A 25,841-nucleotide genomic window follows, 5' to 3' on the forward strand; every position below is an offset into this window, starting at 1 on the left:
TTCTTTTTTCTATATTACCCCTTTTTATGAAAAATTTTTACAATAATTCATTTCTTTAGTATTGATAATTTGCTATAATGAAAAAAGTTGACTTTTAAACCCAAAAAAGTAACAATATAGGTAGTCTTAAAGGGGGCTCAATGTAGAGTTTTATATTAATGTTAATTACTTGAGGGTTAAGTTAACAATTTATTATCTACTACATTGAAAAGAGGTAGCCAAGTGCTTAAAAAGTTGAAAAATTCAAAAGGTCTACAAATAGCTTTAGCAGCTGGAATTTTAGGGGCTGTTATTATACCTTCTTCTGTATCAGCATCTGATGATGAATATGGGTATTATTTTACTATCAAAACTCTTCAAAAGAACTCATATACTGCATACAAATATAGACAAACAGATGATACAAGAAATCCCTGGAAAGTTGGTATGACTTATTCCAATGAGCCCGGTGGAAAGACTATTACTCGATTTTGGATGACAGAATCTAAAACTAAATCTCGAGCAACCAACTCAGTTGATGTGTTAGAGGGATATGAGTACTATAACCCCACATATAAACTAGCTAATAAACACGACGTAGCTTTAACCGCAGAGAATAACAATTACAATACTAATACATACATTGCTGAAGGCTATTGGGACGAAGAAACACGATAGGAATACTAAAATAAAATGCCCTCGTATGAGGGCATTTTATTTTAGTATTTATATATTGTTACTTTTAAAAAGAATGGAGAATAAAATGAAGAGTAATATATTAAGATTCTGTAAGGACAAAAAATCTATATCTATCTTTTGGTTTATCATTTTACTTCCTTGTTTAGATCTAATTTTAGTTAAAGCACAATGGAAGCTCGGTTTAAACCCAAATCTTTCGTTTGTATTAGCCGGAATGTCCGCAGGACATATACCACAAATTCTTTTGTTCTGGTTCCTGCCAATTTATACATTAATCTTGTGTTCAGATTCTTATATACAAGACGTTAAAACAGGGGTGAATAATTTAATAATTTCTAGAAAAGGAAAAAGAGCTTATTTGCTAAACAATTTTTATAGTTCTTTTCTAATTCCTTTTCTAGTGATGTTTATTGCTCTGCTAATCAACTTAATTTTGGCATGGATAGTAAATAGCAATGGACATGAATCTAGTGGCCTATTAGAAATGAGTAATCCTAAAAATGAATTATTTAGCTTTAGTCAGCAACATCCTTTTTTAATAAACGTTATTTTTTTAATAAATGTTAGTTTCTTTACAGGATTGGCAGGGTTATTAGGATTAAGTATCTCCATGATATTTCCAGATCGCAAGTATACATACCCATTAACCTTTTTTATATGGTTTATTCTTGTAGCTCTTCCCAATCACACCATAACTATGGTCATGCAGCCGTTTACAGAATATGATTATAACTATGTTATTTCTTCGTGGCTTTTTAATTTTATTATCCTTTTTATCATTGCTATTGTGGCTTATATTTATAAGGAGAAAACAGATGAATTATAATAATAAATCTCTTTTTATTGTTTCTTTCTTATTGCTTACCCTATTTTTAGCTTTCTTCTGGGTTATGCAAAATAGTACGTTTATTAATACAGTACAAAAAGATGTATTAGTATATATGAATAGCAGTTGGCAAGGATTTAACTCTCAGCGTGCCTATGCAATTTATTATACTTTACTTTTTCTCTTGTTTATGAACCTAGGATTAAGGAAGGAAGAACCTTCTGTTGTAGTTTTACATAAAAGTCGAACAGATTTCTATGTAAAACGATCAGTACATATTTTAATATCAGCTCTCTGGTTCTCTTTTTCTATCTCAATAATAAATATCCTTTTGACCCTTATTTTTATAGAACACTCATTATTAATAAAAGAAAGGTTCTATTTAATAACACTCTTAAACGGAATATCCATTTTTTTATTTTTCAGTTGGATTGGTATATTAGAAAAAATTATTGAGGACAAAATAAATTCTTATGTTTTAGGGTTAATAGTTACGTTCATTTTAATTAGTTCTACTTATTTTTTAAGAGATTATTTACCATGGCTACCGATTAAAGATATCCGTTTATATGAAGGGTTTTTAACAAAAGCTTGGGACATTTATGATACTCTAGTCCTTTATTTAAAGCAATTAGGACTTGTGGTAGCAATTTTAATTTTAGGACATATTATTTTTAAGGAAAAGGATATTATCTTTTATGAGAAATAATATGAGGAATTTTATACTGATTTTTTCATGTATTTTCCAGAGTTATAGCTTTGTTGCTTTTTTCTCCTCTTTTTATAATCAATGGGGGCATATACCTTCGTATTTAATGGCAATACCTACTGAAGCATCATATCCTTTAATGATTGTGTGGTACATCGTATTTTCCAGTATAAGTTTGTATTTTTCAGGAGAATTATATGATAAACTACATGGTTTTGGTAAATACATATTAGTGCGTAACTATAATAAGAAGATGTTTTTCTTAAGATTTATGGGATCGATTGCTATTAAAATAATATTTATTTTAATAATACAAACTTCTATTTACTACTTAACTATGTTATTTATTGATCATGATTTACATTCTATAGAATGGCTTTTACTGTTCAAAAGTTTGTTAATTTATTATATAACAATGTTTACTTTAATATTGCTTCAAATAGGATTAGAGCTATATATATCACCACAAATAGCTTTTTTAATTGTAAATATTTACGTAGTATTTTCTATCTTATTAGCAGGATTAATTTTTGATTATAGGGCTTATAAATCTTTGTTATACTTCTTGATACCGAACTTTATGATGGGACTAAGAACGGATATTATCAATCAACAAGACTTTATTATAGAGTTTAATTATGCAATTCCTCTTCTAGTGTTGTATATATCTACTATAATCTGTCTCTCTTTGCAAAAGATAATGAAAAAAGACTTCTATTAACTTTTTAACCGGAGGAATAAAATGACAACTATTATCGCTTCAAATTTAAGTAAAAAAATAAAAAAACAATATGTACTTAAAGATATAAATTACACATTTGACACTGGCATGATTTATGGATTGTATGGTCGAAACGGTTCAGGAAAAACTATGCTTTTAAGGGCCCTTTCCGGGCTGATACGTCCTTCAGAAGGTAGTATACTAATAGATAATAAGAAGTTGCATGAGGATATATCTTTCCCACCAAGTATAGGTGTAATCATAGAAAATACAAGTTTATTACCACAATATGATGCTTTTACAAACTTGAAGATATTAGCAAAAATTAAGAATATTGCATCAGATGAAGATATTAAAGAGGCAATTAAACGTGTTGGGCTTGATCCCCTTAGTAAATTAAAAGTAAAAAAATTTTCATTGGGAATGAAACAACGTTTAAGTATAGCTCAAGCAATATTTGAAAAGCCAGATATTATTTTACTTGATGAACCTACAAACGCAATTGATGAGGAAGGTATTACCTCTATTAGGAATCTATTATTAAAGGAGAAGGACAGAGGAGCTACAATTGTAATTGCCAGTCATAATAAAGAAGACTTAACCATATTAGCTGATAAAAAAATTATAATGAATAGTGGTGAAATTGTAGATAATGACTAATATTAAAAGAGGTATATTTATTGTTATTGTGCTGGTCTTAGCCTTCCTGTTGATTTATAGTATGTTTTTTTCAAAACTAAAGTTAGATTTAAAAAACCGTAATACAGTAGATAATCCTGCTAAAGAAATTACATTATCTACTGGTACATATACAGCAGGAAAAGAAATAAAGCCTGGATACTATGATGTTTCTAGCACTTCAGGAAGCATCAAATATAACAATATATCTGTAAAGAAAAAAGAAAGTATACTAAATTATCCAGTTCAAGATAATACTTCTCAAGATATCGAAGGGCATGGAAAGTTAAAATTTACACCATCGAAGTTTCAACAATTACATAAAGACAAATCTAATAAATATACTGTAGATCATACTGGCTTCTATTTGCTTGGAAAAGAACTTCCTCCGGGGCGTTATGAATTAGTAAGTCAATCTAATAGTGGTCAGGTTTATATATATGAATCTGAGGATATGAGCACAATAAATAAGAGCTTTGATTTAAAAACTCAAGATAAAAAAAATATTAATTTATATAAAGGCAACCTAATGTTTATTCAAATTAATGAACATGCAAGTAATGATCATCCTGTTGTACTCCACTATAAGCGTAAATTAGAAGAAAAATAAAGACTATAAAAGTTAATTAATGTGCAGAAGTGAATATGCACTATTACAGAAAAATTTTTTTATTTCATCTTATAACCCTTGTTTAAGACAAATTAACAAAAAGGTTAAGCGAAATGCTTAACCTTTTTGTTTTCAATTTAATTCTAGTCAATTAAAGCTTTAATTTTTTAAATCTTCTTGTTCTAACTTATAGTTTTTGTACTGCGTATAATAGCAATTCCTCGATGTTTCTTTTCCCTAGTTCTTTCGCTTTTTGTTGCAATTCTTTCTTCAATTCACTTGATATCTTTACGCGTACAACTTCCAGATCGCTATCAATATAAATCCCACGGCTGCGTTTATTAATCTTCCCTGAGACAAGAACCGACTCTAATAACTCAACGATTTCTTGTGCTGATTCCGTCAATAATACAGGTTTGATTTCAACGATAAATTGCTCTTTCTCTTCTTGTGGCGTAATTCTCATGTTGGTCGGGCTTAGGTACTGATAGAACAAATCCATGAGCTTATAAAGCTGTGATTTCGCATAGGCTGTTTGCTTAAAGGCAAATGTGGCATAGCCTTCTTTGGTAACAGTTTTTTTTGATTCAATCTCGTAGGCTGCTTCAAAGCCTCGGTGAAGTAACTCCTCTAATGTTATCTCTTCATGTTGTTCTGTAACAGCCATAATTGGATCTTCTACAGAGATGATACGGGCAAACTGCTCTTTTTCTTCATTTTTCTTCACAAAAAGCTGAAATAGCGCAATATTCTGTTCGGCATGATAAAAATGACGCTTACTCGGTTTGCGCCCTACTTCATGCGTGAGCTTAAACGCTTCTAGATCTTCCTCATTCACAAAATAACAATTAATGCCCCGGTATTCTTCTTGGAACGCAGGTAACAGTTCTTGCTTAATATACTTATTCACCGTTGTGACCGAGATATCCAGTTGATGCGCGACTTCTTTTGTCGTAAGTCCTGGCTTTTTTAACTCTTCTTGTAAACGAACAACATCCTCGATATCAAATTCATAACGTCCTTCGATATGCCAGTCATCTTTATTGATAGGGCTTAATTTTCCTTGTTGAATATATGTATAAATTGTTTTCTTTGATGAAATAGCTAACATCTCCATCACATCTTCAATAGTAATAATTTTAATAGGATTATCAATCATTACATACACTCCTTTTCTTTCTATTTCATTCAATAATTAATTATAACATATATATGAGTAATTACAGTTTAAAAGTTTTTATACATGATATGTAAATAGTACAACTAACTTATAAAAATATAAGTTTTACTATTTACTTTAAGTGATGACAAATAGGAGATTTTTCTACAAAAGATATAAATGATAAACTATTTATATAAAAAGTAAGTTTACAATTTTACTTTTAAATAGGTTACAATTAATAAGTACTAAATATAATAAATAATTTTAAATAACTACTTAATTATAAAAATATTAGGTATTTAATTAAGGTAATTAGTAATTTAAATTTTGTTAGTAATATTATTATTACGTGTTGCAAGTTTTTAACTATTTATATACATATAAATATAACTTTAACCCTCACATAGAGAAGAAACTATTTCAATACAAGGAATATCTATAAATAAGAAGACATGATTTACGAAAGGAGAGGTTTCATGCAAGATTTCTCGTTAGTACACATAGGAACAGAAGTAAGGGAAAGAAAAGGGGATTTCAATAAAATCGTTTCACTAATGCTGGACACTACATACTACGATGCTTTGGAAGAAAGAAATGAGCATCACCAGCGAAAAAATGAAGATATATTTAGTGATTTTACGGATGAAGAAATGATGTACTACTATGTCCATCAACGAAAGCATATTCGAAAGAATCGAGAACGAAAGGAAAATACAAAAACCGAATACGTACGGATACTACTGCAGTTTTATCAGTATGCTGTAGAAAGTGAATCGTTCCTACGCCAAGATATAGACAATTATATAGAAGAAACTATTTTTAAAAATCTACGTCCTTGGCATATACGGAACTATCAGAGTTATTTAAGCACTGCATTGTTAGGAAAGGGTGGAAAACCCTATTCACCTGCAACCTTAGACGCGAAAATGACGATTTTAAAAAGTTTTATAAAATGGCTACATGAATCGAAGTTTATACAGCATCCATTACACAAAGAAATCTTAAGTACGTCACTATCTGAGCAAGAAATTCCGAACCGAGATTTGTATTACCATGAAGTCAAACAGATTCTAGATTATTACAAAGACCATCCTATTAATTATGGATTGTTAACGATGTTAGCGATGACAGGGTTGCGCGTGCAAGAAGTAGCTAAAGCCTCATGGGGAGATGTGTATTTAGATAGTTTGAGTGGTCATTATCGGTTAAGAGGAGTAGGTAAGGGTGGAAAGAGATTTGATAAGTTACTTCATCCATCGCTATACGAGCGCATTCATGCTTTTCGAGAACGACGCCACGTCAGTACAGTATTAAATTCAAGTGATCAAGGACCATTATTTCCAACCAAAGACGGAGGATATTATCAATACAAAAATTTAAGTAATTATATTGTCCGTATTATTGAACGAACGGAGTTACCTTTTATAAAAGAACGGACTGACAAAATTACGCCCCATTATTTTCGTCACTTTTATGCGATTTATAGTAGGCAGCAGGGAGCAGACATCTTTTTAATCCAAAAAGAACTAGGTCACAGTGATCGTAAGACCACCGAACGTTATCTGGAGAAGGTTTTGCAGCGAGAGCAAGAAATTGGACTGATGTGGAAGGATCAAGATTTTTAGCTATTACTGTATAGTAAATGAAAAATCCTAATTATTACGAGTTGGCAACATACCTTAAGAAAGAGCTACTAATTTTTTTCAGTAGCTCTTTTTGTCTTTTTAATATGTATCTTATGAAGTTTTAATTTCAATCGTATATAAATTCCATTATTATACATAATAAAAAGAAACTCTCTCAAAAGGGGCTTTCGATAGTGAATAGAGAACAAGTTATTAAAATTTATCAAGATGTTCTAGAAAAGAGGAGAAAACGATTTCCAAACTATTTCTTTGTAGGTGATGAAGGAAAAAAATATATGCGCTATATGACATGCTATTTACTTGAGAAACACTTAACAATTCCAATTGATGAAATCCCTTTTCAAGTAGGCGCAAATACATTATGGTCTCATCGTCTAAGACCACCTGCTATGCTATATGGATGGAATTATTATGAAGTCATTGATAATGCCTATCCTGGAAAATTTAAACCTTGGCAATTCCAACAAGCTCCTGATAAATATTGGGATGGAGAAGAAGGAAAAAAAAGGGCAATTGAGGCAGTAAAGTATGTAATAGAGAATAAATCAAAACTCGCTATGGAAGAAATACCCTTTAAGGTTAATTTTCATTTTTTTAAACAGCATGGTTTGGGGGGTGCCTTTACCCTTTTAGGCTACTCTCCTTTTCAAATAGTTGAATCTATTTACCCTGGTGTCTTTAGACCTTGGCAATTCGCCCATGTTCCCATGAATTGTTGGAAAAATGAAGAATATATTCGAGAAGCTATGGAAAATTTTTTATTTAAGCAACTGCTTTTTTCTTCATATGAGGAGGCTTGTCTCAAATTAAAAGGAAGTGATTTTGCCGATTTCCAGTTAACTGGTCTGTTTCAAATGGCATTTGATTCAAGAATGAATAATGTGAGGAAGTGGATAAAAAGACAATTAAACAATATAGACATTGAACTATCATATGTAGATCTCGATTATTAAAAAGAATTACTTGAACTAAATTAACCTTGTTTCCAATTCTAACTTTTAAAATAATAATTAATAAACATATAATTACTTACTTTGATTTTTCTTCTTCATAAAAAGGTACAAAGACTCCACAAAAAAAAGAAAAATAAGAGAGAATAGAACAAATAATTCAGCTAATTCCATTACTCTAAAGGGACTTAGAGCATTGTAAAAAGCCTGAGAAACATCAAATCCTTGTAGCATATCAATGCCTAAAGAAAATCCCATTAAGCATCCCATCATTAAAAGGCTAATACCTATGATTTTCATATCTATCACGCTCCATTTAGTAGCTTCTTCTTTTTGTTCTAAGATGATACCCAATTATTTATTGTTAATTTTTACATAAAAATCTTTTATAAGGTTAAAGTAATAAAAACTTAAAGAAGGGTGTTTAAATTTATGCCTTCGTTTTTTAAAAATCGCAAACAAGAAAAGAAACGATCACAGGATGAAGAGCATCAGACTGCTAATCATGGAAAAGAACAGCTAGAAGTTTCATTAACACATAACCTTAACATGATTAAGCAGAAAACCGGAAAAAGTTCAGATGTGATTATCCGTGAGATAAAATTGGGCGGGGAATCTGATATTAAAACGGCGATTATTTATATAGAAGGAATTGTAGACAATCAGTCGATTCAAGATTATATATTACAATCTATAATGAAAGATAATCATAAAGAAGAAATTGGTGAGCACAATGCGATTGACCTGCTTTCTGAAGATATAATGACAGTTGGAAACATAACTCCCATAACTAGTTTGGATGATTTATTTTCCTCCTTAATGGCGGGAGATACTCTAATCTTAGTAGATGGAGTAAATCAAGCATTAAGTGCTAGCACAGAAGGTGGAGAGAAACGTTCCATTTCGGAATCTACTACCGAAATGGTGGTACGAGGGCCAAAAGGAGCGTTTACAGAGTCTCTCGGCACCAATACGGCTATGGTACGTCGTATTATTAAGACTCCAGATTTATGGATGGAGTCTCTAAAAGTTGGGCGTGTAACAAAGACCGATGTAACGTTTATGTACATACATGGTATTGCTAACGATAAAGTTGTTGATGAAGTTCGTCAGCGATTACAGAGAATTGATATTGATAGCATCTTGGAATCAGGATATATTCAACAGCTAATAGAAGATCAAACAGCCACTACTTTTCCAACTATATACAATACGGAAAGACCTGACGTTGTAGCAGGGAACTTGTTAGAAGGAAGAATTGCTATATTCGTGGACGGCACTCCCTTTGTCCTCGTTGCGCCAGCCGTATTTATACAATTTTTCCAATCGGCTGAAGATTATTATGCGCGATTTGACATTGCAACTTCCATTCGTCTTTTGCGTATTTTTATGTTCATGATTTCCCTTATCGCGCCAGCTACATACGTCGCGGTTACAACCTTTCACCAAGAAATGGTGCCAACAACGCTCATTGTAGCAATTGCAGCACAAAGAGAGGCCGTCCCATTCCCTGCATTCGTAGAAGCTCTACTTATGGAAATAACTTTTGAGATTTTACGGGAAGCAGGGATACGTTTACCCAAAGCTGTTGGTTCAGCAGTTTCTATTGTGGGAGCCCTTGTAATTGGCCAAGCAGCTGTTCAAGCGAGCATTGTATCACCAGCAATGGTTATTATTGTATCAATTACAGCCATCGCAAGTTTTGCTACACCTTCTTTTGATATGGCCATCTCAGCTCGCTTAGTTCGTTTTTTGTTTATGATTGGTGCAGCAACATTTGGTTTCTACGGCATTATTTTATGTCTTTTAATGATGGTTGTCCATTTATGCAGCTTACGGTCATTTGGAATTCCCTATATGTCCCCGTTTGCTCCTTTTATCGCGGTAAACAACGGTGACACTGTTGTAAAGTTACCATGGTGGACATTGAGACAAAGACCACGATTAGTTACTGCTAACACAGTTCGAGAGAGACCAAATCAGCAACCACGTCCTCCTGCATCTCGTGGCATGGTAAATCGTGATTTCGAAGAGGGTGACAACGATGAAGCGTAAAGGAATTCTTCTTTTTATGATGGTGACAATGACTTTATTACTCACAAGTTGCTGGAGTAAAAAAGAATTAACAGACCTTGCTATTGTCGCAGCAATGGGTATTGATAAAACAAAAGCTGGAAGGTATCACATAACGCTCCAAATTATTAACCCGGGCAACGTGGCAGGAGGTATGCAAGGAGGAGGAGGAGGTACACAAAGCCCTCCCATTACAATCTACTCAGCTTCAGGAGACAATCTAGTCGAAGCAAGTAGACGAGCTTCAGGAAGAATTTCCCGGAGATTATATTATGCTCACACAAACTTGGTGGTAGTTGGAGAAAAACTGGCTAAAGAAGAAGGCCTCGATACATTAATTGATGGTCTAGATCGAGATCCAGAGTTTCGAAATACATCAACACTTGTAATTGCCAACCATTCTTCCGCAGCTGATGTTGTTAAAACATTAACTCCAGTTGATAAAATTCCAGCAAATAAGATACTAAAAACCTTAGAATTTACACAAAGAAAATGGGGAGAAAATATAAAGACATCACTCCAAGAGGTAATGAAGAGTCTTGAATCTCCGGGAAGAGGAACAGTTGTATCAGGATTTCGTCTGGTTGGTAATCCTCAGCAAGCACAAAAGCTGGATAACCTTCAGGAAAGTGCACCGGCGGCAACGCTTCAAGCTTCCGGAATTGCTGTTTTAAAAAAAGGCAAATTGGTGGATTGGCTGTATGGAAAACCAGCAAGAGGAACGGTATGGATTCTCGATAAAATCCAAGGAACAGATATTAATATTGATTGGGAAGGCAAGAAAGAAGCTATTGCCTATCAAACTGTACGACAAAAAACAAGTGTTTCTGCTCAAGTGAAGAACCAGCAACCTCATATTTCTGTTCATACGCGTGTTGAAGGGGATATCGGTGATATGGAGGTACCTATTGATATTACCAATCCAAAGGTCATTAGGAAAATCGAACAATCCGTGAGAAAAGAAATTAAAAAAGAGCTAGAGACAGCTATTAAACGCGCGCAAAAAAACAAAACGGATATTTTGGGGTTTGGCGAAGTAGTTCATCGTACTAGACCAAATCAATTTAAGAAATTAAAAACAGAATGGAATGATGTCTACTTTCCAAAGTTAGATGTAGATATCACAGTGGAAGCCTATGTGCGTCGAGCTGGATTACGAAACAAATCGTTTCTTTCAGGTGTAAAAGAGAATCAAAAGTAAGGGAAAGGAGGTGTCAGTTAGATGGAAAAAGCTAAAATTAGTTCCAGTCAACTATTTATTTTAATGGTCCTATTTGAGTTAGGAAGTGCTTTATTAGTACCTCTTGCGATAGATGCAAAACAAGACGCTTGGCTTGCGATTCTGCTTGGAATGGTATGCAGTTTCATTCTATTATTAGTCTATCATAAGCTTTATACCTATTATCCAAACCTCTTACCTACAGAATATATGCAAAGGATTCTAGGGAAAGTACTTGGAACCGTACTAGCCTTTGTTTACATTCTTTACTTTATGTATGATGCATCAAGAGTTCTACGCGATTTTGGTGAGATGCTGTTAACTTTCGCCTATGCTGACACGCCTTTATTCATCGCGAATGCATTGTTAATGCTTGTCATTATTTATACCATTAGAAAAGGAATTGAGGTCATAGCTCGATCCGGAGAACTGCTTTTTATTTTTATGTATGTCCTTGCGATTGCTGGCTTTATCTTAATTGTTTCTTCTGGGTTAATCGAGATTAAAAATTTACAACCTATTCTGGAAGAAGGCTTATTTCCTGTCTTAAAAGTGGTATTTACTCAAACTTTGTATTTTCCTTTTACAGAAGTTGTTGTATTCACTATGATTTTTCCATATTTGAATAATCCTAAGAAGGCAAAGGTGACCATGCTATGTGCATCAGGATTAAGTGGAATCAATTTAATTATTACCATGCTTATTAATGTCTCTGTACTGGGTGTTGATTTAACTGCACGTTCCCAATACCCACTTCTTAGCACAATTGAGAGCATCCAAGTAGCTAATTTTTTAGAACGTCTTGATGTATTTTTTATGCTTGCCTTAATCATCACTATCTTCTTTAAAATCTGTGTATTATTTTACGCAGCTGTCGTAGGAACTGCTAGTCTGTTCAAGGTTAAATCACCTTCACAGTTATCGTATCCTTTAGGGCTAATCATTCTCTTTTTATCTATTACCATTGCGAGTAACCTTCAAGAACATAACCATGAAGGATTGAAGGTGGCAATGTTCACTATACACATTCCTCTTCTTGGGATTATTCCTCCTCTGTTGCTTCTTGTTGCTTTCTTGAAAAATAGAAAGAAACAGAGAGGATAACAGGTTCATTTGCCTGTTTTTTTTGATGATAAAATAATTCTTATATTCTGTTCAATCCTTCTAAGCTAGTGCTTATCAGTATGATTTTAAACTATGTGAGGTGAATTTTCTGTATACTTGGTTTTATGATCATTTCATCAATACAATTCTATTTCCTCTTACTTGTATAGGGATGGTAGCTATCATGTTGAGTGCATATGCGTACTTTAAATTTAGAAAAAACTAACTACCATAATATCTATTATTTAAAAAATATATTCTATTTGCTATTAAATAAACCAACTTCCTCCAAAAATATCCCTAAGGTGGTATTAAGATATGTCAGCACTCTATTGTAGACCTATCTTAGAAAAACTTTGTATTTGTCGTCAAGTAAAGTAAGCGATAAAGTATTAACTTTTATAATATAGCTTATATATTTACTGTTTTAGATAAGGTGAGTTTATATTATATTTCTAATTAAATTTATCTTGTTAAAAACATATTAATACCAAATAATTGTACAATTTTTGTTTAGCTACCATTAATATATAAATTCATTAAAAGAAATGTTATCAAAGTAACTTCTAGTGAATAAGATACCCATCGGAAGGAGGAAATTATTTAGTGGAAAAAGCAAAGATTAGTGGAAGTCAATTATTTACCTTAATGATATTGTTTGAATTTGGAAGCGCGTTCATTCTTCCTATTGCTATAGAAGCTAAGCAAGATGCTTGGCTTTCCATTATGTTTGGAATGATAGGCGGTTTCCTTTTGTTTTTAGTCTACTATCAACTCTATCGTTACTACCCTAACTTATTGCTTGTCGAATTCACACAAAAAATCATGGGAAAATGGATTGGGCGTCTTATTTCATTTCTTTATATTTTTTACTTTGCAAACATTGCTTCCAGAGTAATCCGAGATTTTGGAGACATGCTATTGACATTTGCCTATCCAGATACTCCTTTATTTATTGTAAATGCCTTACTGATGCTTGTTGTTATCTATACCGTGAGCAAGGGAATCGAGGTTTTGGCAAGATCCAGTCAACTTATGTTTATTTTGTTCTACCTCTCTGTTATTTCTGGATTCATTCTTATTGTATGTGCTGGTATAATCGATTTTACGAATTTACAACCTGTATTAGAAGAAGGTATTTGGCTTCCTCTAAAAACTGCTCTAACTCAAAATATATATTTTCCATTTGGAGAAACTGTTGTATTTTTGATGATTTTACCGTACGTGAAAAACATGAGCAAAGGAATTGGATTAAGTGCTATTGGATTAACAGGTATCAATTTAATGATTATCATGATTATAAATGTCAGTGTATTAGGAGTAAGCCTTACTGCTCGCTCACAGTTTCCTCTTCTAAGTACAGTAGAAAGTATTCAAGTGGCTGATTTTTTAGAGCGTCTTGACGTTTTTTTTATGCTTACAGCAGTTATTGGGGGATTTTTTAAAATAAGTGTGTTTTTCTACGCTACTGTAACAGGTACAGCAAATTTATTTAAAATTAAATCTCCATCTAAGATATGCTTTCCCTTAGGACTTGTTATTCTACTTTATTCTCTAAGCTTAGCAAATAATTATGAAGAGCTTATACAAGAAGCGCTTAAAATACTACCATTTTCTTTAAATATACATTTTCAAGTTATACTTCCTCTTTTACTCCTTACTGTAGCTTTCTTCAAAAATAGAGCAAAGCTTAAGAAATCCGATGTCACTCCACATCAACACTAGGCTTAAAGAATAGAAAGCAAGAACCATAAAATACAGTAAGGAACCATCGCCCTAATCTCTCCTTAAGAAAAAACAACCCAACTCCCACGGATTGTTTTTTCTCTTTTTAAGCTGTTATGTTATACAAAGTTAGTTAACATAAAACATATTCCAGAACCCAATAAAGAAAACCTTGCAGGGCAAGGAATTTAGAGATAATAAAAATACCATCTTTTTATTAATTATTCATTATCAGCAGCTTGTGTTGAAATTTGCCAAGTAACACCGAATTTATCTGTTACTTGGCCATATGATGGGCTCCAAAAAGTTTCTTGAAGTGGCATTCCTACTTGACCACCTTCTTTTAGTTTTTCGAACACTTCTTTTGATTTTTCTACGCTGTCTATGGTGATGGCTACCGTTACTTGTGATCCAATTTGGTATGGTTGACCCGGAAATGTGTCAGAAAGCATTAAATCATTCTCACCAATTTGTAAATGCGCATTCATTACACGATCTATTGCTTCTATAGGAGTAGGAAATTCTGGATTTCCGGGCATTTCTCCGAAAGTTTTAACTCCAATAACTTTTGCATCCAATGTTTTTTCGTAAAATTTAACAGCTTCTTGGCCATTACCGTTCATAACTAAATAAGGATAAATTCCTAAAACCATCAAAAACACCCCTTTTAAAATTTTATTTAGTCTTTAATAATCATAGTTACATGAAAAAAGAACTCATATTTGAGTTAGTCATAACACTTACTACGTATCTATACAACAAATTTATTGGGTTATCCTGCACCGTTAGTTTATTGAGAAAAAAACATTGAATTATTTGATGCAATCCAGGAGACATATGAAGAGTTGTTAGATGAAGAGAAAAGATATAGGTATGTTATAGCAAAACTAGCAGATGAATTTGATAACTTAGGCAAGATAGAAGATATTATTGTTGATAATGCTATTGGAAAAATCGCGATCGGCCATGATAAAGTTTTTGTTGGTGGTATTGAAGGCATAACAAAGAGGTTATTTATGTTTACCTCACAAGAAGTCAAAGCTGAATTAATACAATAACAAATTAGTGACTTATAGAAATACGTAAAGTAATTGATAGTCTGAAAAATGCAGAAGTTAATTATAATCCTCCAGTAGCAGAACAGTAATGTTTTTACAAGGAAGTAAGTAAAGAAAAATTAATCTTATTTTATGAGGAGAGATCAATGAAATTTATTTTAGCTTATTCCTATAATATATCTTATGGTGCGACAAGAAGTCGCTTTCTTACAGTGTAGCTAACGCTACTCATCTAGACGTAGAGATGATCTCCATCCAAAACGGCATACTTGGTAACGAGCTTGTCGGTTGCATGAGGAAATGCGGAAACAGAGGACAAATGCATGGTCCAGAATACTGCTAGGAGAAGATAGGTATGGTAAACGAAAGTGAAGGTTTGTAAGCTTCGTCAGTGTTAGCTCAAGATAATGCATAAGTCTCGCTTGGGTCTTGGTAAGAGGAAAAGTAGAATCATAAGGCTACTCTGATGCGTCCCGCATCTTACCCGGAGTAAAGAACCTGCCTACCCCTATCGCATCTGTAGAATGTGGAACTTGGTAAGCCCTATGTTATCTGCATAAGCAGTAGGATGACTGTAAAGTCAAACGAAGTGGCAGAGGGTATGGGACGTGAGAAAAAGCGAAGGCCGTTATCTCGAAAGAGAACAGGAAAACAAGAATATTGTATAACTGGACGGATACTGTCGTCTTTATAGACAATGGCAGGCTCGAAAGAGCGCCCACTTCTCACTGGTCTTCAACACGAAAATAAATTTGTGGCTATCTTCTAACGAAAAGGAGCGTGCTGTTATGAATACCTCTCTACGAGCGTCGGCGCACGTCTCGCATAAAGATTGGTACTCTATTGATTGGAGTATTATACAAAAATATGTAACGAAGTTACGACAAAGAATTTATCGTGCCGAACAACAAAATCAACAAAGAAAAGTAAGGAAACTTCAACGTTTACTCCTTCGGAGTAAAGCAAATTTACTGCTTTCTATTCGCAGAGTAACACAACAAAATAACGGTAAGCAAACACCTGGTGTAGATGGCTATACGGCCTCAAAACCAAGCGAACGTATCAAACTTTATCAACAACTAGTTCAATGCAATGTCTTTCGACATCGTCCAAAGCCAGCAAAAAGAACGTTTATTCCGAAGAAAAACGGAAAGCTAAGACCTTTGGGTATTCCTACGATGCGAGACCGAGTCTATCAAAACGTAGTAAAAAACGCACTTGAACCCCAATGGGAGGTTAAATTTGAACCTACTTCCTACGGTTTTCGTCCTAAACGAAGTACGCATGATGCAATAAGTAATCTTTTTAAGAAGCTTAACACCAATAGCAAAAAAAAGTGGGTATTCGAAGGAGATTTTTTAGGATGTTTCGGTGCGTGACGTTAATCTGAAATTTCAATAGAAATATTGATTGGGATGATTTAGTAATAAACTGCAATTCTGATAGAGGGAATGAAAGCCGTCATGTTGAGCTGAAACCTCTACACTGATACTCCCATGTGCAGAAAGAAAGGCTAATTTTGGACTGTTTAGTAGCTGGGTAAAGTCGATGAAATCTAATGGAATTCAACATTAGGTCAGAGTAATCGGGTGGTGATAGTACATGGTGAGAATGTTCTTTTAGAACCGACGAACTTCTGAATGTACAGGTCCTTAACCTAGGGATTTCCTGAGATGGATTTCTTGCCTCACACTGAGGTAGTTGGTGGAGTGAAGTAAAAATCGAAGCTATGAAACACTCTGTGTTTAACAATGAAAACAATGTGCCAACGGGCTTATAGGAAGCACCTAACTACTATCTATACTAGGAACTGTGGAACGTCAGAAACTAGAAACTGAGGTCTTCTTCGGAAGAAAAACGATTAGCCTCGAACAGGTGTATTGAAAACCTTACGGTATAAGATACTTTATTCTAGTGAAAGTGGTGCCATAGTACCGATGAAACTGCTAATCACAGTTGAGGGAGGGGCACTAGTCAATCCTATTTTATTAGTAACTCATACAATAGTTGAACTTCTATCTTCGAGTATGACAGGGAAAGCATCTCCTAGGAGGTGTCCCAATAGAAGGCTTATGAACAAATACAGGTATTCAGATTACTACAATATGACGCCCATATTTGATGAACTCTATCAGAAATCGAGTGAAAACAAGAAATTCAAAAAACTGATGGATGTAATCCAATCGGATAACAACATTAAGCTCGCTTTCAGAATGATAAAATCAAATACTGGTTCAAAAACAGCTGGAACTGATGGACTAACCATCCAAAATATTAAAGAAAATAATATTGATGAATACGTCCAGCAAGTACGTAATAAGCTTAACAACTTCAGTCCAGATGAAGTCAGAAGGGTTCATATCCCTAAGGAAAATAGCAAAGAAAAAAGACCGTTAGGTATTCCCACGATGATAGACAGACTGATTCAACAATCGATTAAACAAGTTCTAGAGCCTATATGTGAAGCGAAATTCCATCCACATAGTTATGGGTTCAGACCTAACAGAAGTACAAATCATGCTCTGGTAAGAATGAGTTCATTGGTTAATGTAGGTCATTTTTATCATGTTGTGGACATCGATATTAAGGGGTTCTTTGATAACGTAAGCCATAACAAATTGATTAAACAAATGTACTCGCTAGGTATCCATGATAGAAAACTTCTATCGGTTATTAAATCAATGTTGAAAGCCCCAATCGCTGGAGAAGGTATTCCAACCAAGGGAACACCGCAAGGTGGAATCCTTAGTCCCCTTCTCTCTAACATAGTTCTTAACGAACTAGATTGGTGGATTAGCTCACAGTGGGAAACGTTCAAAACCAAATCTAACTATTCAAATGACTCAAACAGATATAGAGCTATCAACAAAACAAAATTGAAAAAGATTTTCATCATTAGATATGCAGACGATTTTAAGATTATGTGCAAAACTCATAAACAGGCTCAGAACATATATCATGCAGTCAAAGATTGGTTGAAACAAAGACTTGGTTTAGATATAAGCCCTGACAAATCCAAAGTCATTAACTTAAAAAGAAATCCTTCGGATTTTCTCGGATTTGAAATTAGAGCAGTTAAAAAGAGTGGAAAATATGTTGCGTACTCTCATGTTAAGTCGAAAGCTAAGGTTAGAATCAGGAAACAATTAACGGAACAAGTTAAGAAAATCCAGAAGAAACCTTCGCCTGAAAACATTAAGCGATTAAACGCAATCATATTAGGACTCCATGTTTACTATAAGTCCGCAACTCACGTCTGGAAAGACTTTGGAGAAATTGCTTACCCTGTATATAGGATGATGTTCAACCGTCTGAAAAAGTTATCTAAATATGAAAAGGTTAAGAAAAAGAACACTATTTTTGAAAAATTCTATGGAAAATGCGATGCAAAAACATGGACGATTAGTGGAATTTCCATATTCCCTATTCACTATGTGCATTCGCAGAACATCATGTGCTTTTCGCAAGACACATGTGATTATACAAACAAAGGTAGACAGAAATCTACCAAGGCACTGAAAAATCAAACCGATATTAAAGTCATAGAACTTGCGAAAAACTACGTCAAAGAACGAAGCATACAATACAACGATAATCGTATAGCTCGTGCGTCGATGTGCAGTTTTAAATGTGAACTAACTGGAATGGAACTTGAAGTTAAAGATGTGCACGCACATCACAAAATACCTATTAAATTAGGTGGAACGGATGAATACGATAATTTAATAATTGTTCATAAAGATATCCATAGACTTATTCATGCAACATCTGAAACAGTAATAAACAAGCACATTAACCTTATTCATAACAAGCAAAAGCTTAAAAAGCTGAATACTTTAAGGGCATATTGTAAACTAGAAGCCATTTCAATGGCTTCAGAGGATAATAATAAAATAGCTTGATGAAACGCCGTATGCAGGGAAACTTGCACGTACGGTGTGAGGTGGGGGAAAAGTAAGTATCGTCACAGGTAATGCTGTCGAGAACACTTACCTATCACGCATACCATCTTAATCATGATTGGATAGTAGAACAAACATCTATGTTTCCAGGAAACACTCTCATCAAAAGATGGCTTAAAATGGGTTACATAGAGAAGGATATGCTTCGTACGACAACAGAAGGAACCCCTCAAGGGGGTATTGTGTCTCCCCTTCTAGCTAATATCGCCTTATGCGGTATGGAAGAAGAAATTGGTATTGTTTATAAAAAGACATACAAACCAAACGGAGGATACGCAATCGATCCAAAATGTAAGATAGGACGTGTTCTCTATGCCGATGACTTTGTCATCGTAACGGAAACGAAGGAAAAGGCTGAAAGCATGTATGAGAAACTAACTCCTTACTTACAAAAGCGAGGAATTACACTTAGTAAAGAAAAAACTAGAGTTACACATATTGAGAACGGGTTTGATTTTCTCGGTTTCTCGCTGCGTCAATACAAGACGGAACAAGGCAATAAGCTACTAATCAAACCTAGCAGAGACAGCATTAAAAAAGCAAAAAATAAGATAAAAGATACGTTCGCAATAATGAGAGGACGACCAGTAAAAGAACTAATACGTGTTTTAAATCCAATTATTCGTGGTTACGGACAGTATTGGAAACATGTCGTTTCTAAAAAGACGTTTGGGTATATGGATAATTACTTATTCCTTAAAATAACAAAACACCTTAAACGACTACATCCAAAGAAGGCGTGGAAATGGATTATTAAACGTTATTTTAAGAAGCCCAACCATGGAGGGAATGATAAATGGACTCTCACATGTCCACTTACTAACATTCAATTGTTAAAGATGTCCTGGATTAAGATAGAACGGCATGTCATGGTAGCCTATAAAAACAGCCCAGATGATCCGAGTCTAAGAGAGTATTGGGAAAAACGAGACCGTAAGGTCTTTAATAATGAAAATACATTGGATAGGATGAAGCTCGCAAGAAAACAAGGATATCGTTGTGCATTATGTAAGCAGACTTTACAAAATGGAGAGAAAGTTACAGTGCGAAACTTAGAGGTTTCTACAGGTGAATTTGCTAAATTAGTACATGTACCATGTATTAAATAAACAAGTTGTTCGGATAAAAAGAAGGCTTGAGCCGTATGACGGGAAATCTGTCACGTGCGGTTCTTAGGGGGGGCGGGCGCTCGTGAGAGTGCCTGCCTACCCGACGTAACGGAACATGTATAGGTTATGCAGTCTAAAAATAGAAGGAACTACTGCTCCTCAAAAGTAGTTCCTTGCTGTAATATAAATGTATTTTGGGTGATCTAATTTATCTGAAGTAGTTTATACAGAAAAAATAATTGATGAATAACTTACAGAAACAGATTCTTTTTTAGTTATTTACTAACTTCCACTACGAATGGAACTATAAAGACTTTGTTACTGCGCTGAAACTCTCCCCAAATTTTATAGACGCCAGGTGAAGGAAATGTTGTATGGAACATAGCATTAGACCCTTTTATCCTTTCATCCATCGGATGTACGTGCAGATATTTTGTTGCATCTTGATTCAAAATGACAACGTGTCCTACAGCTCCAAGGTATGGTTGTAAATCCTGAATAGGTTGTTTGGTTTTAGCGTCTTCAAAATGAAAATTTAGCATAGTTTCCTGATTCACTTTTAGCTGTCTATCTATTTTAAGAGACACTCGATTCCTATTCTCATTTTTTACCAATTCCTTATCAGGTGTAAGGCTAACAGGAACTGGTGTATTTCCTTTAACAGAAACCGTATGCATTTGAACTGTATCCGATTGTCCTTTCGGTACAAAGTCAGCAATTAACTGAAATGATCCTCCCTGAGTAAACGTAACAGGTACTGTGAACACACCTTTTCCCTTATAAGTAGGATGGATATGTTGATATTTTGACAAGTCTTTGCTTGCAACAATCAGATGCATTTTCTTTTCTTGATTCATCTCAAATTCGGAAATAGGCTTCCCTTTATTATCTTTAATTGTGATTGTTAACTGGTTGGTTGTATTAGTCTGAGGAGACTGTTTAAACTTCCAATCGGTTTGTACTGCGACTTGTTGTTTTTCTTTTAAAGAATCATTATGGTTCATGTTTGCCATGTCTTGTTTTATCTGCTTGTATTCAGACTCCTTATTACATGCTACCAAAGCAATCATAGTTAAGAGAGATACCACGACAAATAGTAACTTTTTCATATCTACACCCTTTCATTGTAATAAGTACTGCTGTCCCCTATTTATATCAAATGGATGTGGAGAAACTATGCAGACCTATCCATACAAATATAGCCTCTATACTCAAACACAGAATTAAGTAAAAATCGATAAGTAATTACGTAAACTTACTTATAATAAATTGTGTTTAATAAAAATAAGAAATCTTAAGAGGCATGCGTATTAATACGCATGCCTCTTAAGTGAGCTTTCATAAAAAATTCCAAAATATAAATATCAGATAATGCTTATAGGGTTTGTCAAAAATTATTTTATCAAATAAATGCCGACTGTTAAATATGGAAATATAATCAATTAAATAGGTTTATTTGGATAATATTAGTGAATTAGATACAATTACATAACTAGAAAGGTGTATAAAATGACTATCAACTATACTTCCGCCGAAAGTATAGTTGATACTGTTTCACAACGTTAATGAAATTAAATTTACTCCTTCTTACGAACTTCCACTAAAAATAATTTTTTATCAAAGACGCCTCTTTTATCAGCTTTATGTCGTCTAAATCTCTCTAAATCTTTGATGGAAAATCCATGGCACTTTGTTAATCCATAGATTACTTCTAATAAATCTGCAAGTTCTTCTATAGCCTCATTTGAGTTAGAAGCTGCTAAATACTCATTTAATTCTTCCTGACTTTTCCTTTGAAGTTCTTTTAAATAATCCTGTTCTGTTAAAACTTCAACCACACACTCGCCTTCGGATTCTTGGATAATTTCGGGTATGCGGTCTCTAATTAGTTTATTGTAAATAGTCATATATCTTATCTCCTTTATAATTAGAACGTTTACTATACAGACGCAGCAGAACTATCTAAACAAAAAACAAGCCTTTGAAAACAAATGCTTGTTTTTGTTTAGAACTTATTAATATAAACTGTTAGAAGGTATTTTCATCTGTATCTACATTGATTAATTTTTTACATTTTCATATTCAACAACACGTTTCATTGCTTGAATGTGGCCTAAATGATTGGATTCATGTAATACAGCCAAACCTGCTAATTGTTCATAAGTATCAAAACCCATAAATGGTTTTTGAAGTGTTTTCTTTAATTGTTCATTTGGAATTTGCTGAAGACGAATGGACTGATCCTTGAGCTGAATAATCAATTCGTCTAAGCTAGGCACCTCATACTTCCAATCAGCTGGTTTTGTACCATTACTAAACAATTCGATATAGTTTGCTGGAAGGTAAGTCGTTTTTTCTGGAAAGCCAAACATTAATTGCTCAGTGAATGTTAATACATGACCAACATGCCAATGAATTGTATTGTTAAAACCATTTGGCTGAACACTCGCTACTTCTTTAGAAATAGATTCTACATTTCTTATAAAGTAATCCTTTGCCACTTTAAACTGCTTAAATACTAATTCATTCATGTAATCTCACTACCTTCCAATCATTATTTTTCACTTTAATATTCCTATACAGGTATTTGATATTTAGGTGAGAAAGAACGTAATCTAACAACAGAATGTTTTAAATGTCTAACTAGCTGATTTATTTCATCTTCAGTGGTTAGTGCTCCTATACTTATACGAATTGAGCTTCTAATCTCGTCATCTGTCTTTCCAATTGCTTTTAATACATGTGAAAGTTTTGATGACGTAGAGCTACATGCGGAAGCAATAGATACACAAATTCCCAATTCATTTAACATACTGGCTAAGGATTCCCCTCTAATCCCAGAAAATTGAATGTTTATTGTGGAGGGAACATTAGCATGTATGTCTCCGTTTATTAAACAATCCTCGATTTCTGCTTGGAGATTAGTTAAGAATAAGTCACGTAGGTACTCTGTCTTTGTGAAATTCAAGTATAGATCTTCTTGAACTATTTTTGCAGCAATCCCAAAACCGACAATACCTGCTACATTTTCTGTTCCAGAACGCATACCAAATTCTTGAGATCCTCCAAGGATAAGAGGAGGAATATTCACCTCTTCACGTAAATATAAACACCCTACTCCCTTAGGTCCATAAATTTTATGTGCTGACATGGATAAACTATCAATTGGAAGTTCCTTTAAATTAACTGTTATTTTCCCAACTGCCTGTACTGCATCGCAATGGAAATGAATATTGTGCTTTTTACACAGTTTACCTATTTCTTTTATAGGCTGTATAGACCCAATTTCATTATTTACCATCATGACTGCAACAAGAACGGTTTGGCTAGTTATAGCTCTTTCGATATCATTAAGATCCACAATACCAGCCGCATTGACAGGTATTGTGGTAATTTGAAATCCATGATGCTTTCTTAAGTAATCACAAGTTTTTAAGATAGCTGGATGTTCAATTGCACTTGTAATAATATGCTTCCTCTTTGAATTTTTAGCTGCTATGCCCTTTAATATAGTGGAATTTGCCTCAGATCCACCACTTGTAAAAAATATATTACTATCCTCAACACCAATAAGATTAGCTATATCTTTACGTGCTATTTCAATGGCCTCTTTAGCGCGATACCCTATAGAATAAGTACTCGACGGATTTCCAAAATGATTTTGAAGATACGGTAACATACCTTCTAGTACTCTTGGATCAATAGGAGTAGTGGCATTATAGTCAAAATAAATAGGTGTATGCATTGTTAAAATGCACCTTCCCCTTCAACCAGAAATTCTTTCTGTTCAAATTTCTTTTTTGTTGGATTTGCGCACTGATTTAAAATATTTAAAGCGATATCAACACAATGAAGCTGTGAAGGTTCTAACTCACCTAACCATTCAACAACATCATCGCGTATAATAGACGAAATTTCAGCTTTAGACATACTAACTATTTTTTCTGAAACAATACTTGCTGTAGCAATAGACGTAGAGCATCCATAAGCTCTATAAGCTACATCGGAGATAACCTCTTGGTTTAACCTTAAATACATGTGTACTGTATCACCACAAATAGGATTACTGATTTCGATCACATAGTCCGCATCTGCAAGTTCACCAATATTCCTAGGATTCATAAAATGGTCACAGATTATATCATTGAACATTTTAAATTCCTCCTTTGACAGCCATGCCTTTTTCTTTTTCTTCGATAAACTTTTCAAGGTTAATTGCACAACAACCTACTTCTACGCCTGGCATCCTTGAAATATATACTAACGTCTGTCCATTACGACCACATTCACAAGATGTATCTTTTCTTAAATAGCCAACATCTTCTGTCAGAATGAAGCCTGGATAAGAAATAGAAGTTGGGTCATAAATAGCAATAATGCCTCTTTCTCCATATTCAACTTCTTCTAAGACATTGTGTGGGTTACGCATAGAAACGTGGACCCATGGTGGAATATGTTTTTCTTGTTTATGGCATTCTACTGCAAGCATATTAGCTTCTACTAATCCATACATATCCCTTACATTGTATGATTGAACGCCTAAGTATTCATGACAAAGCTCATTAAATTCTGCTCGTGGAATTTCTTCACCAGTGAACTTTTTCCACCCTCCAAGCGTAATAATAAAGCTATTCTTTTCTAAATTAAGTTTAATATTGCGATCCATACAATATTTAATTAATCTATATACTAAAAATGGAGGGCCTACTATATGTCTAGTATGCTTTCCATCCCAACTTTGTAAGGCTTCTACAGCTTTTTCGGGGTTGAATGTTATTTTCTTTACTAAATTAACGCTACCATCTAATAAACCAGCAAAAACATTCAGTGCTTTTACCATTCCCATTTCAGGCATTTCTTCAGTTGGTGGGAAAAGGAATAATCCCATCCCTCTGGAGAACTTAAAGAACTCTCTATAGGTAGTTACAACACTATCAAATGCACTGTCCATCGTTAAACGATCACGACGAGATACACTAGGAATACCACTTGTCCCTGTACTTCTCATTTCGAATTCAACTTCGTTTAATTTCGATGTCATAAGAAGGTGAGAATCGCATTGTTTAAATGTTTGAACTGGAATTAAAGGGATTTTTGCTAAATCATTAAAATCCTTTATATCCTGATGGCTAATGTTTTTCTTCTTACATAAATCACGATAAAATTGGTTGTTTTCATAATGGTAGTTAAAGTTATCTGCGATAACGCTACCTTTATATTCATTTACTGTATCAAAAGGCATTTTATAAAGGTTATGAGCACTGCCGACTAATGTATTTAATGGGGATAATCCTAGTTCTTTTAACTGAGTAGATAAGTTCATTTAATAGCCTCCTTAGTGTTCTGAGCTTGTATTTGTTTTACTAACAACACAACGTCCTCAATCGTTTTGCACCAGCCATAGTCCTCAGTTGGAATGCTAATATCTAACTTTTGCTCTAAATCTAAAACAAGTTCTAGGCGATCAGTTGAATCCAGTGATAAATCTCCGGACAAATTGCTATCTATTTTAATATCCGTTTCTTTTAAAGGTGAAAAAACTAAAATAGACCCTCTTATCATCGTAAAAATCTTATCGTTTTCCATAGTTAGAACCCCCACTAAAACTTTT

Annotated in this window: 24 protein-coding genes and 2 pseudogenes; 16 read left to right on the forward strand and 10 right to left on the reverse strand. The window is 33.9% G+C overall.

What is annotated here, in order from left to right; genetic code table 11:
• Positions 1-222 precede the first annotated feature (222 nt).
• From ACFX40_RS23795 to ACFX40_RS23820, 6 genes are all read left to right on the forward strand, one after another.
• Positions 223-657, forward strand: coding sequence for a DUF2712 domain-containing protein (locus ACFX40_RS23795; protein ID WP_377239119.1), 435 nt, complete (start codon positions 223-225; stop codon positions 655-657).
• Between the two features lie 85 nt (positions 658-742).
• The gene (locus ACFX40_RS23800) at positions 743-1,504 is read left to right on the forward strand and encodes a DUF2705 family protein (RefSeq protein ID WP_377256578.1); all 762 of its coding nucleotides are present in this window, start codon (positions 743-745) and stop codon (positions 1,502-1,504) included.
• Entirely contained in the window at positions 1,494-2,213 is a 720-nt protein-coding gene (locus tag ACFX40_RS23805; protein WP_377256581.1) for a WxPxxD family membrane protein, read from the forward strand. The genes ACFX40_RS23800 and ACFX40_RS23805 overlap by 11 nt, the downstream gene beginning before the upstream one ends.
• Entirely contained in the window at positions 2,203-2,934 is a 732-nt protein-coding gene (locus ACFX40_RS23810; RefSeq protein ID WP_377239116.1) for a DUF2705 family protein, read from the forward strand. The genes ACFX40_RS23805 and ACFX40_RS23810 overlap by 11 nt, the downstream gene beginning before the upstream one ends.
• 21 nt (positions 2,935-2,955) lie before the next feature.
• Positions 2,956-3,594 (forward strand): ATP-binding cassette domain-containing protein, encoded by a 639-nt coding sequence (locus ACFX40_RS23815; RefSeq protein ID WP_328246602.1) that lies wholly within the window; start codon positions 2,956-2,958, stop codon positions 3,592-3,594.
• Positions 3,587-4,222: a hypothetical protein gene (locus tag ACFX40_RS23820; RefSeq protein ID WP_377239115.1), complete on the forward strand. Its 636-nt coding sequence runs from the start codon at positions 3,587-3,589 to the stop codon at positions 4,220-4,222. The genes ACFX40_RS23815 and ACFX40_RS23820 overlap by 8 nt, the downstream gene beginning before the upstream one ends.
• Before the next feature lie 187 nt (positions 4,223-4,409).
• Here the strand turns inward: ACFX40_RS23820 and ACFX40_RS23825 are convergent, their stop codons facing one another.
• A complete protein-coding gene (locus ACFX40_RS23825) occupies positions 4,410-5,381 on the reverse strand; it encodes a helix-turn-helix domain-containing protein (protein WP_377256584.1) in 972 nt (323 codons plus the stop codon).
• Between the two features lie 479 nt (positions 5,382-5,860).
• On the opposite strand from ACFX40_RS23825, the gene ACFX40_RS23830 reads away from it, so the two are divergent.
• Together ACFX40_RS23830 and ACFX40_RS23835 are read left to right on the forward strand one after the other, a co-directional pair.
• Positions 5,861-7,009: a tyrosine-type recombinase/integrase gene (locus ACFX40_RS23830; RefSeq protein ID WP_377256587.1), complete on the forward strand. Its 1,149-nt coding sequence runs from the start codon at positions 5,861-5,863 to the stop codon at positions 7,007-7,009.
• Positions 7,010-7,203: 194 nt separating this feature from the next.
• Positions 7,204-7,983, forward strand: coding sequence for a DUF4046 domain-containing protein (locus ACFX40_RS23835; RefSeq protein WP_377256590.1), 780 nt, complete (start codon positions 7,204-7,206; stop codon positions 7,981-7,983).
• A 72-nt stretch (positions 7,984-8,055) separates the two neighbouring features.
• On the opposite strand, the gene ACFX40_RS23840 is transcribed toward ACFX40_RS23835, so the two are convergent.
• Positions 8,056-8,280 (reverse strand): YczF family membrane protein, encoded by a 225-nt coding sequence (locus tag ACFX40_RS23840; RefSeq protein WP_377256593.1) that lies wholly within the window; start codon positions 8,278-8,280, stop codon positions 8,056-8,058.
• Positions 8,281-8,412: 132 nt separating this feature from the next.
• On the opposite strand from ACFX40_RS23840, the gene ACFX40_RS23845 reads away from it, so the two are divergent.
• The 4 genes from ACFX40_RS23845 (at position 8,413) to ACFX40_RS23860 (ending at position 14,101) form a co-directional block, all read left to right on the forward strand.
• Positions 8,413-10,035, forward strand: a complete 1,623-nt coding sequence (locus tag ACFX40_RS23845) for a spore germination protein (protein ID WP_377256596.1) — start codon at positions 8,413-8,415, stop codon at positions 10,033-10,035.
• Positions 10,025-11,254, forward strand: coding sequence for a Ger(x)C family spore germination protein (locus tag ACFX40_RS23850; RefSeq protein WP_253353070.1), 1,230 nt, complete (start codon positions 10,025-10,027; stop codon positions 11,252-11,254). Before ACFX40_RS23845 ends, ACFX40_RS23850 begins: the two co-directional genes overlap by 11 nt.
• Positions 11,255-11,275: 21 nt before the next feature.
• Entirely contained in the window at positions 11,276-12,376 is a 1,101-nt protein-coding gene (locus ACFX40_RS23855) for a GerAB/ArcD/ProY family transporter (protein WP_377256599.1), read from the forward strand.
• 606 nt (positions 12,377-12,982) lie between these two features.
• Positions 12,983-14,101, forward strand: coding sequence for a GerAB/ArcD/ProY family transporter (locus tag ACFX40_RS23860; RefSeq protein ID WP_377256602.1), 1,119 nt, complete (start codon positions 12,983-12,985; stop codon positions 14,099-14,101).
• Between the two features lie 221 nt (positions 14,102-14,322).
• Here ACFX40_RS23860 and ACFX40_RS23865 read toward each other — a convergent pair whose 3' ends face one another.
• Complete coding sequence (locus ACFX40_RS23865) at positions 14,323-14,754, reverse strand: VOC family protein (RefSeq protein WP_253353067.1); 432 nt, start codon at positions 14,752-14,754, stop codon at positions 14,323-14,325.
• A 153-nt stretch (positions 14,755-14,907) separates the two neighbouring features.
• Between ACFX40_RS23865 and ACFX40_RS23870 the strand changes: the two are divergent.
• The 4 genes and pseudogenes from ACFX40_RS23870 (at position 14,908) to ACFX40_RS23885 (ending at position 20,230) form a co-directional block, all read left to right on the forward strand.
• Positions 14,908-15,248, forward strand: a pseudogene (locus ACFX40_RS23870) (Imm3 family immunity protein).
• A 699-nt stretch (positions 15,249-15,947) separates the two neighbouring features.
• Positions 15,948-16,529, forward strand: a pseudogene (locus ACFX40_RS23875) (reverse transcriptase N-terminal domain-containing protein); the annotation flags it as partial.
• Positions 16,530-17,231: 702 nt separating this feature from the next.
• Positions 17,232-19,061: a group II intron reverse transcriptase/maturase gene (gene ltrA, locus ACFX40_RS23880; RefSeq protein ID WP_377239158.1), complete on the forward strand. Its 1,830-nt coding sequence runs from the start codon at positions 17,232-17,234 to the stop codon at positions 19,059-19,061.
• A gap of 71 nt (positions 19,062-19,132) precedes the next feature.
• On the forward strand, positions 19,133-20,230 hold the full coding sequence (locus tag ACFX40_RS23885) for a group II intron maturase-specific domain-containing protein (protein ID WP_377256605.1): 1,098 nt from the start codon (positions 19,133-19,135) through the stop codon (positions 20,228-20,230).
• A 275-nt stretch (positions 20,231-20,505) separates the two neighbouring features.
• Here ACFX40_RS23885 and ACFX40_RS23890 read toward each other — a convergent pair whose 3' ends face one another.
• The 7 genes from ACFX40_RS23890 to ACFX40_RS23920 form a co-directional block, all read right to left on the reverse strand.
• Entirely contained in the window at positions 20,506-21,339 is an 834-nt protein-coding gene (locus ACFX40_RS23890) for a hypothetical protein (protein ID WP_377256608.1), read from the reverse strand.
• Between the two features lie 468 nt (positions 21,340-21,807).
• A complete protein-coding gene (locus ACFX40_RS23895) occupies positions 21,808-22,137 on the reverse strand; it encodes a pyrophosphohydrolase domain-containing protein (RefSeq protein ID WP_377256611.1) in 330 nt (109 codons plus the stop codon).
• Positions 22,138-22,290: 153 nt separating this feature from the next.
• Entirely contained in the window at positions 22,291-22,761 is a 471-nt protein-coding gene (locus ACFX40_RS23900; RefSeq protein ID WP_274157558.1) for a DinB family protein, read from the reverse strand.
• A gap of 44 nt (positions 22,762-22,805) precedes the next feature.
• Positions 22,806-23,975, reverse strand: a complete 1,170-nt coding sequence (locus tag ACFX40_RS23905) for a cysteine desulfurase family protein (protein WP_377256614.1) — start codon at positions 23,973-23,975, stop codon at positions 22,806-22,808.
• Between the two features lie 2 nt (positions 23,976-23,977).
• Positions 23,978-24,382, reverse strand: a complete 405-nt coding sequence (locus ACFX40_RS23910) for an iron-sulfur cluster assembly scaffold protein (RefSeq protein ID WP_377256617.1) — start codon at positions 24,380-24,382, stop codon at positions 23,978-23,980.
• Between the two features lies 1 nt (position 24,383).
• Positions 24,384-25,553: a LuxE/PaaK family acyltransferase gene (locus ACFX40_RS23915; RefSeq protein ID WP_043980822.1), complete on the reverse strand. Its 1,170-nt coding sequence runs from the start codon at positions 25,551-25,553 to the stop codon at positions 24,384-24,386.
• Positions 25,550-25,816, reverse strand: coding sequence for an acyl carrier protein (locus ACFX40_RS23920; RefSeq protein ID WP_043980824.1), 267 nt, complete (start codon positions 25,814-25,816; stop codon positions 25,550-25,552). The genes ACFX40_RS23915 and ACFX40_RS23920 overlap by 4 nt, the downstream gene beginning before the upstream one ends.
• Positions 25,817-25,841 lie beyond the last annotated feature (25 nt).

The organism is Priestia sp. YIM B13552, assembly GCF_042787775.1.
Classification (GTDB): domain Bacteria; phylum Bacillota; class Bacilli; order Bacillales; family Bacillaceae_H; genus Priestia; species Priestia megaterium_E.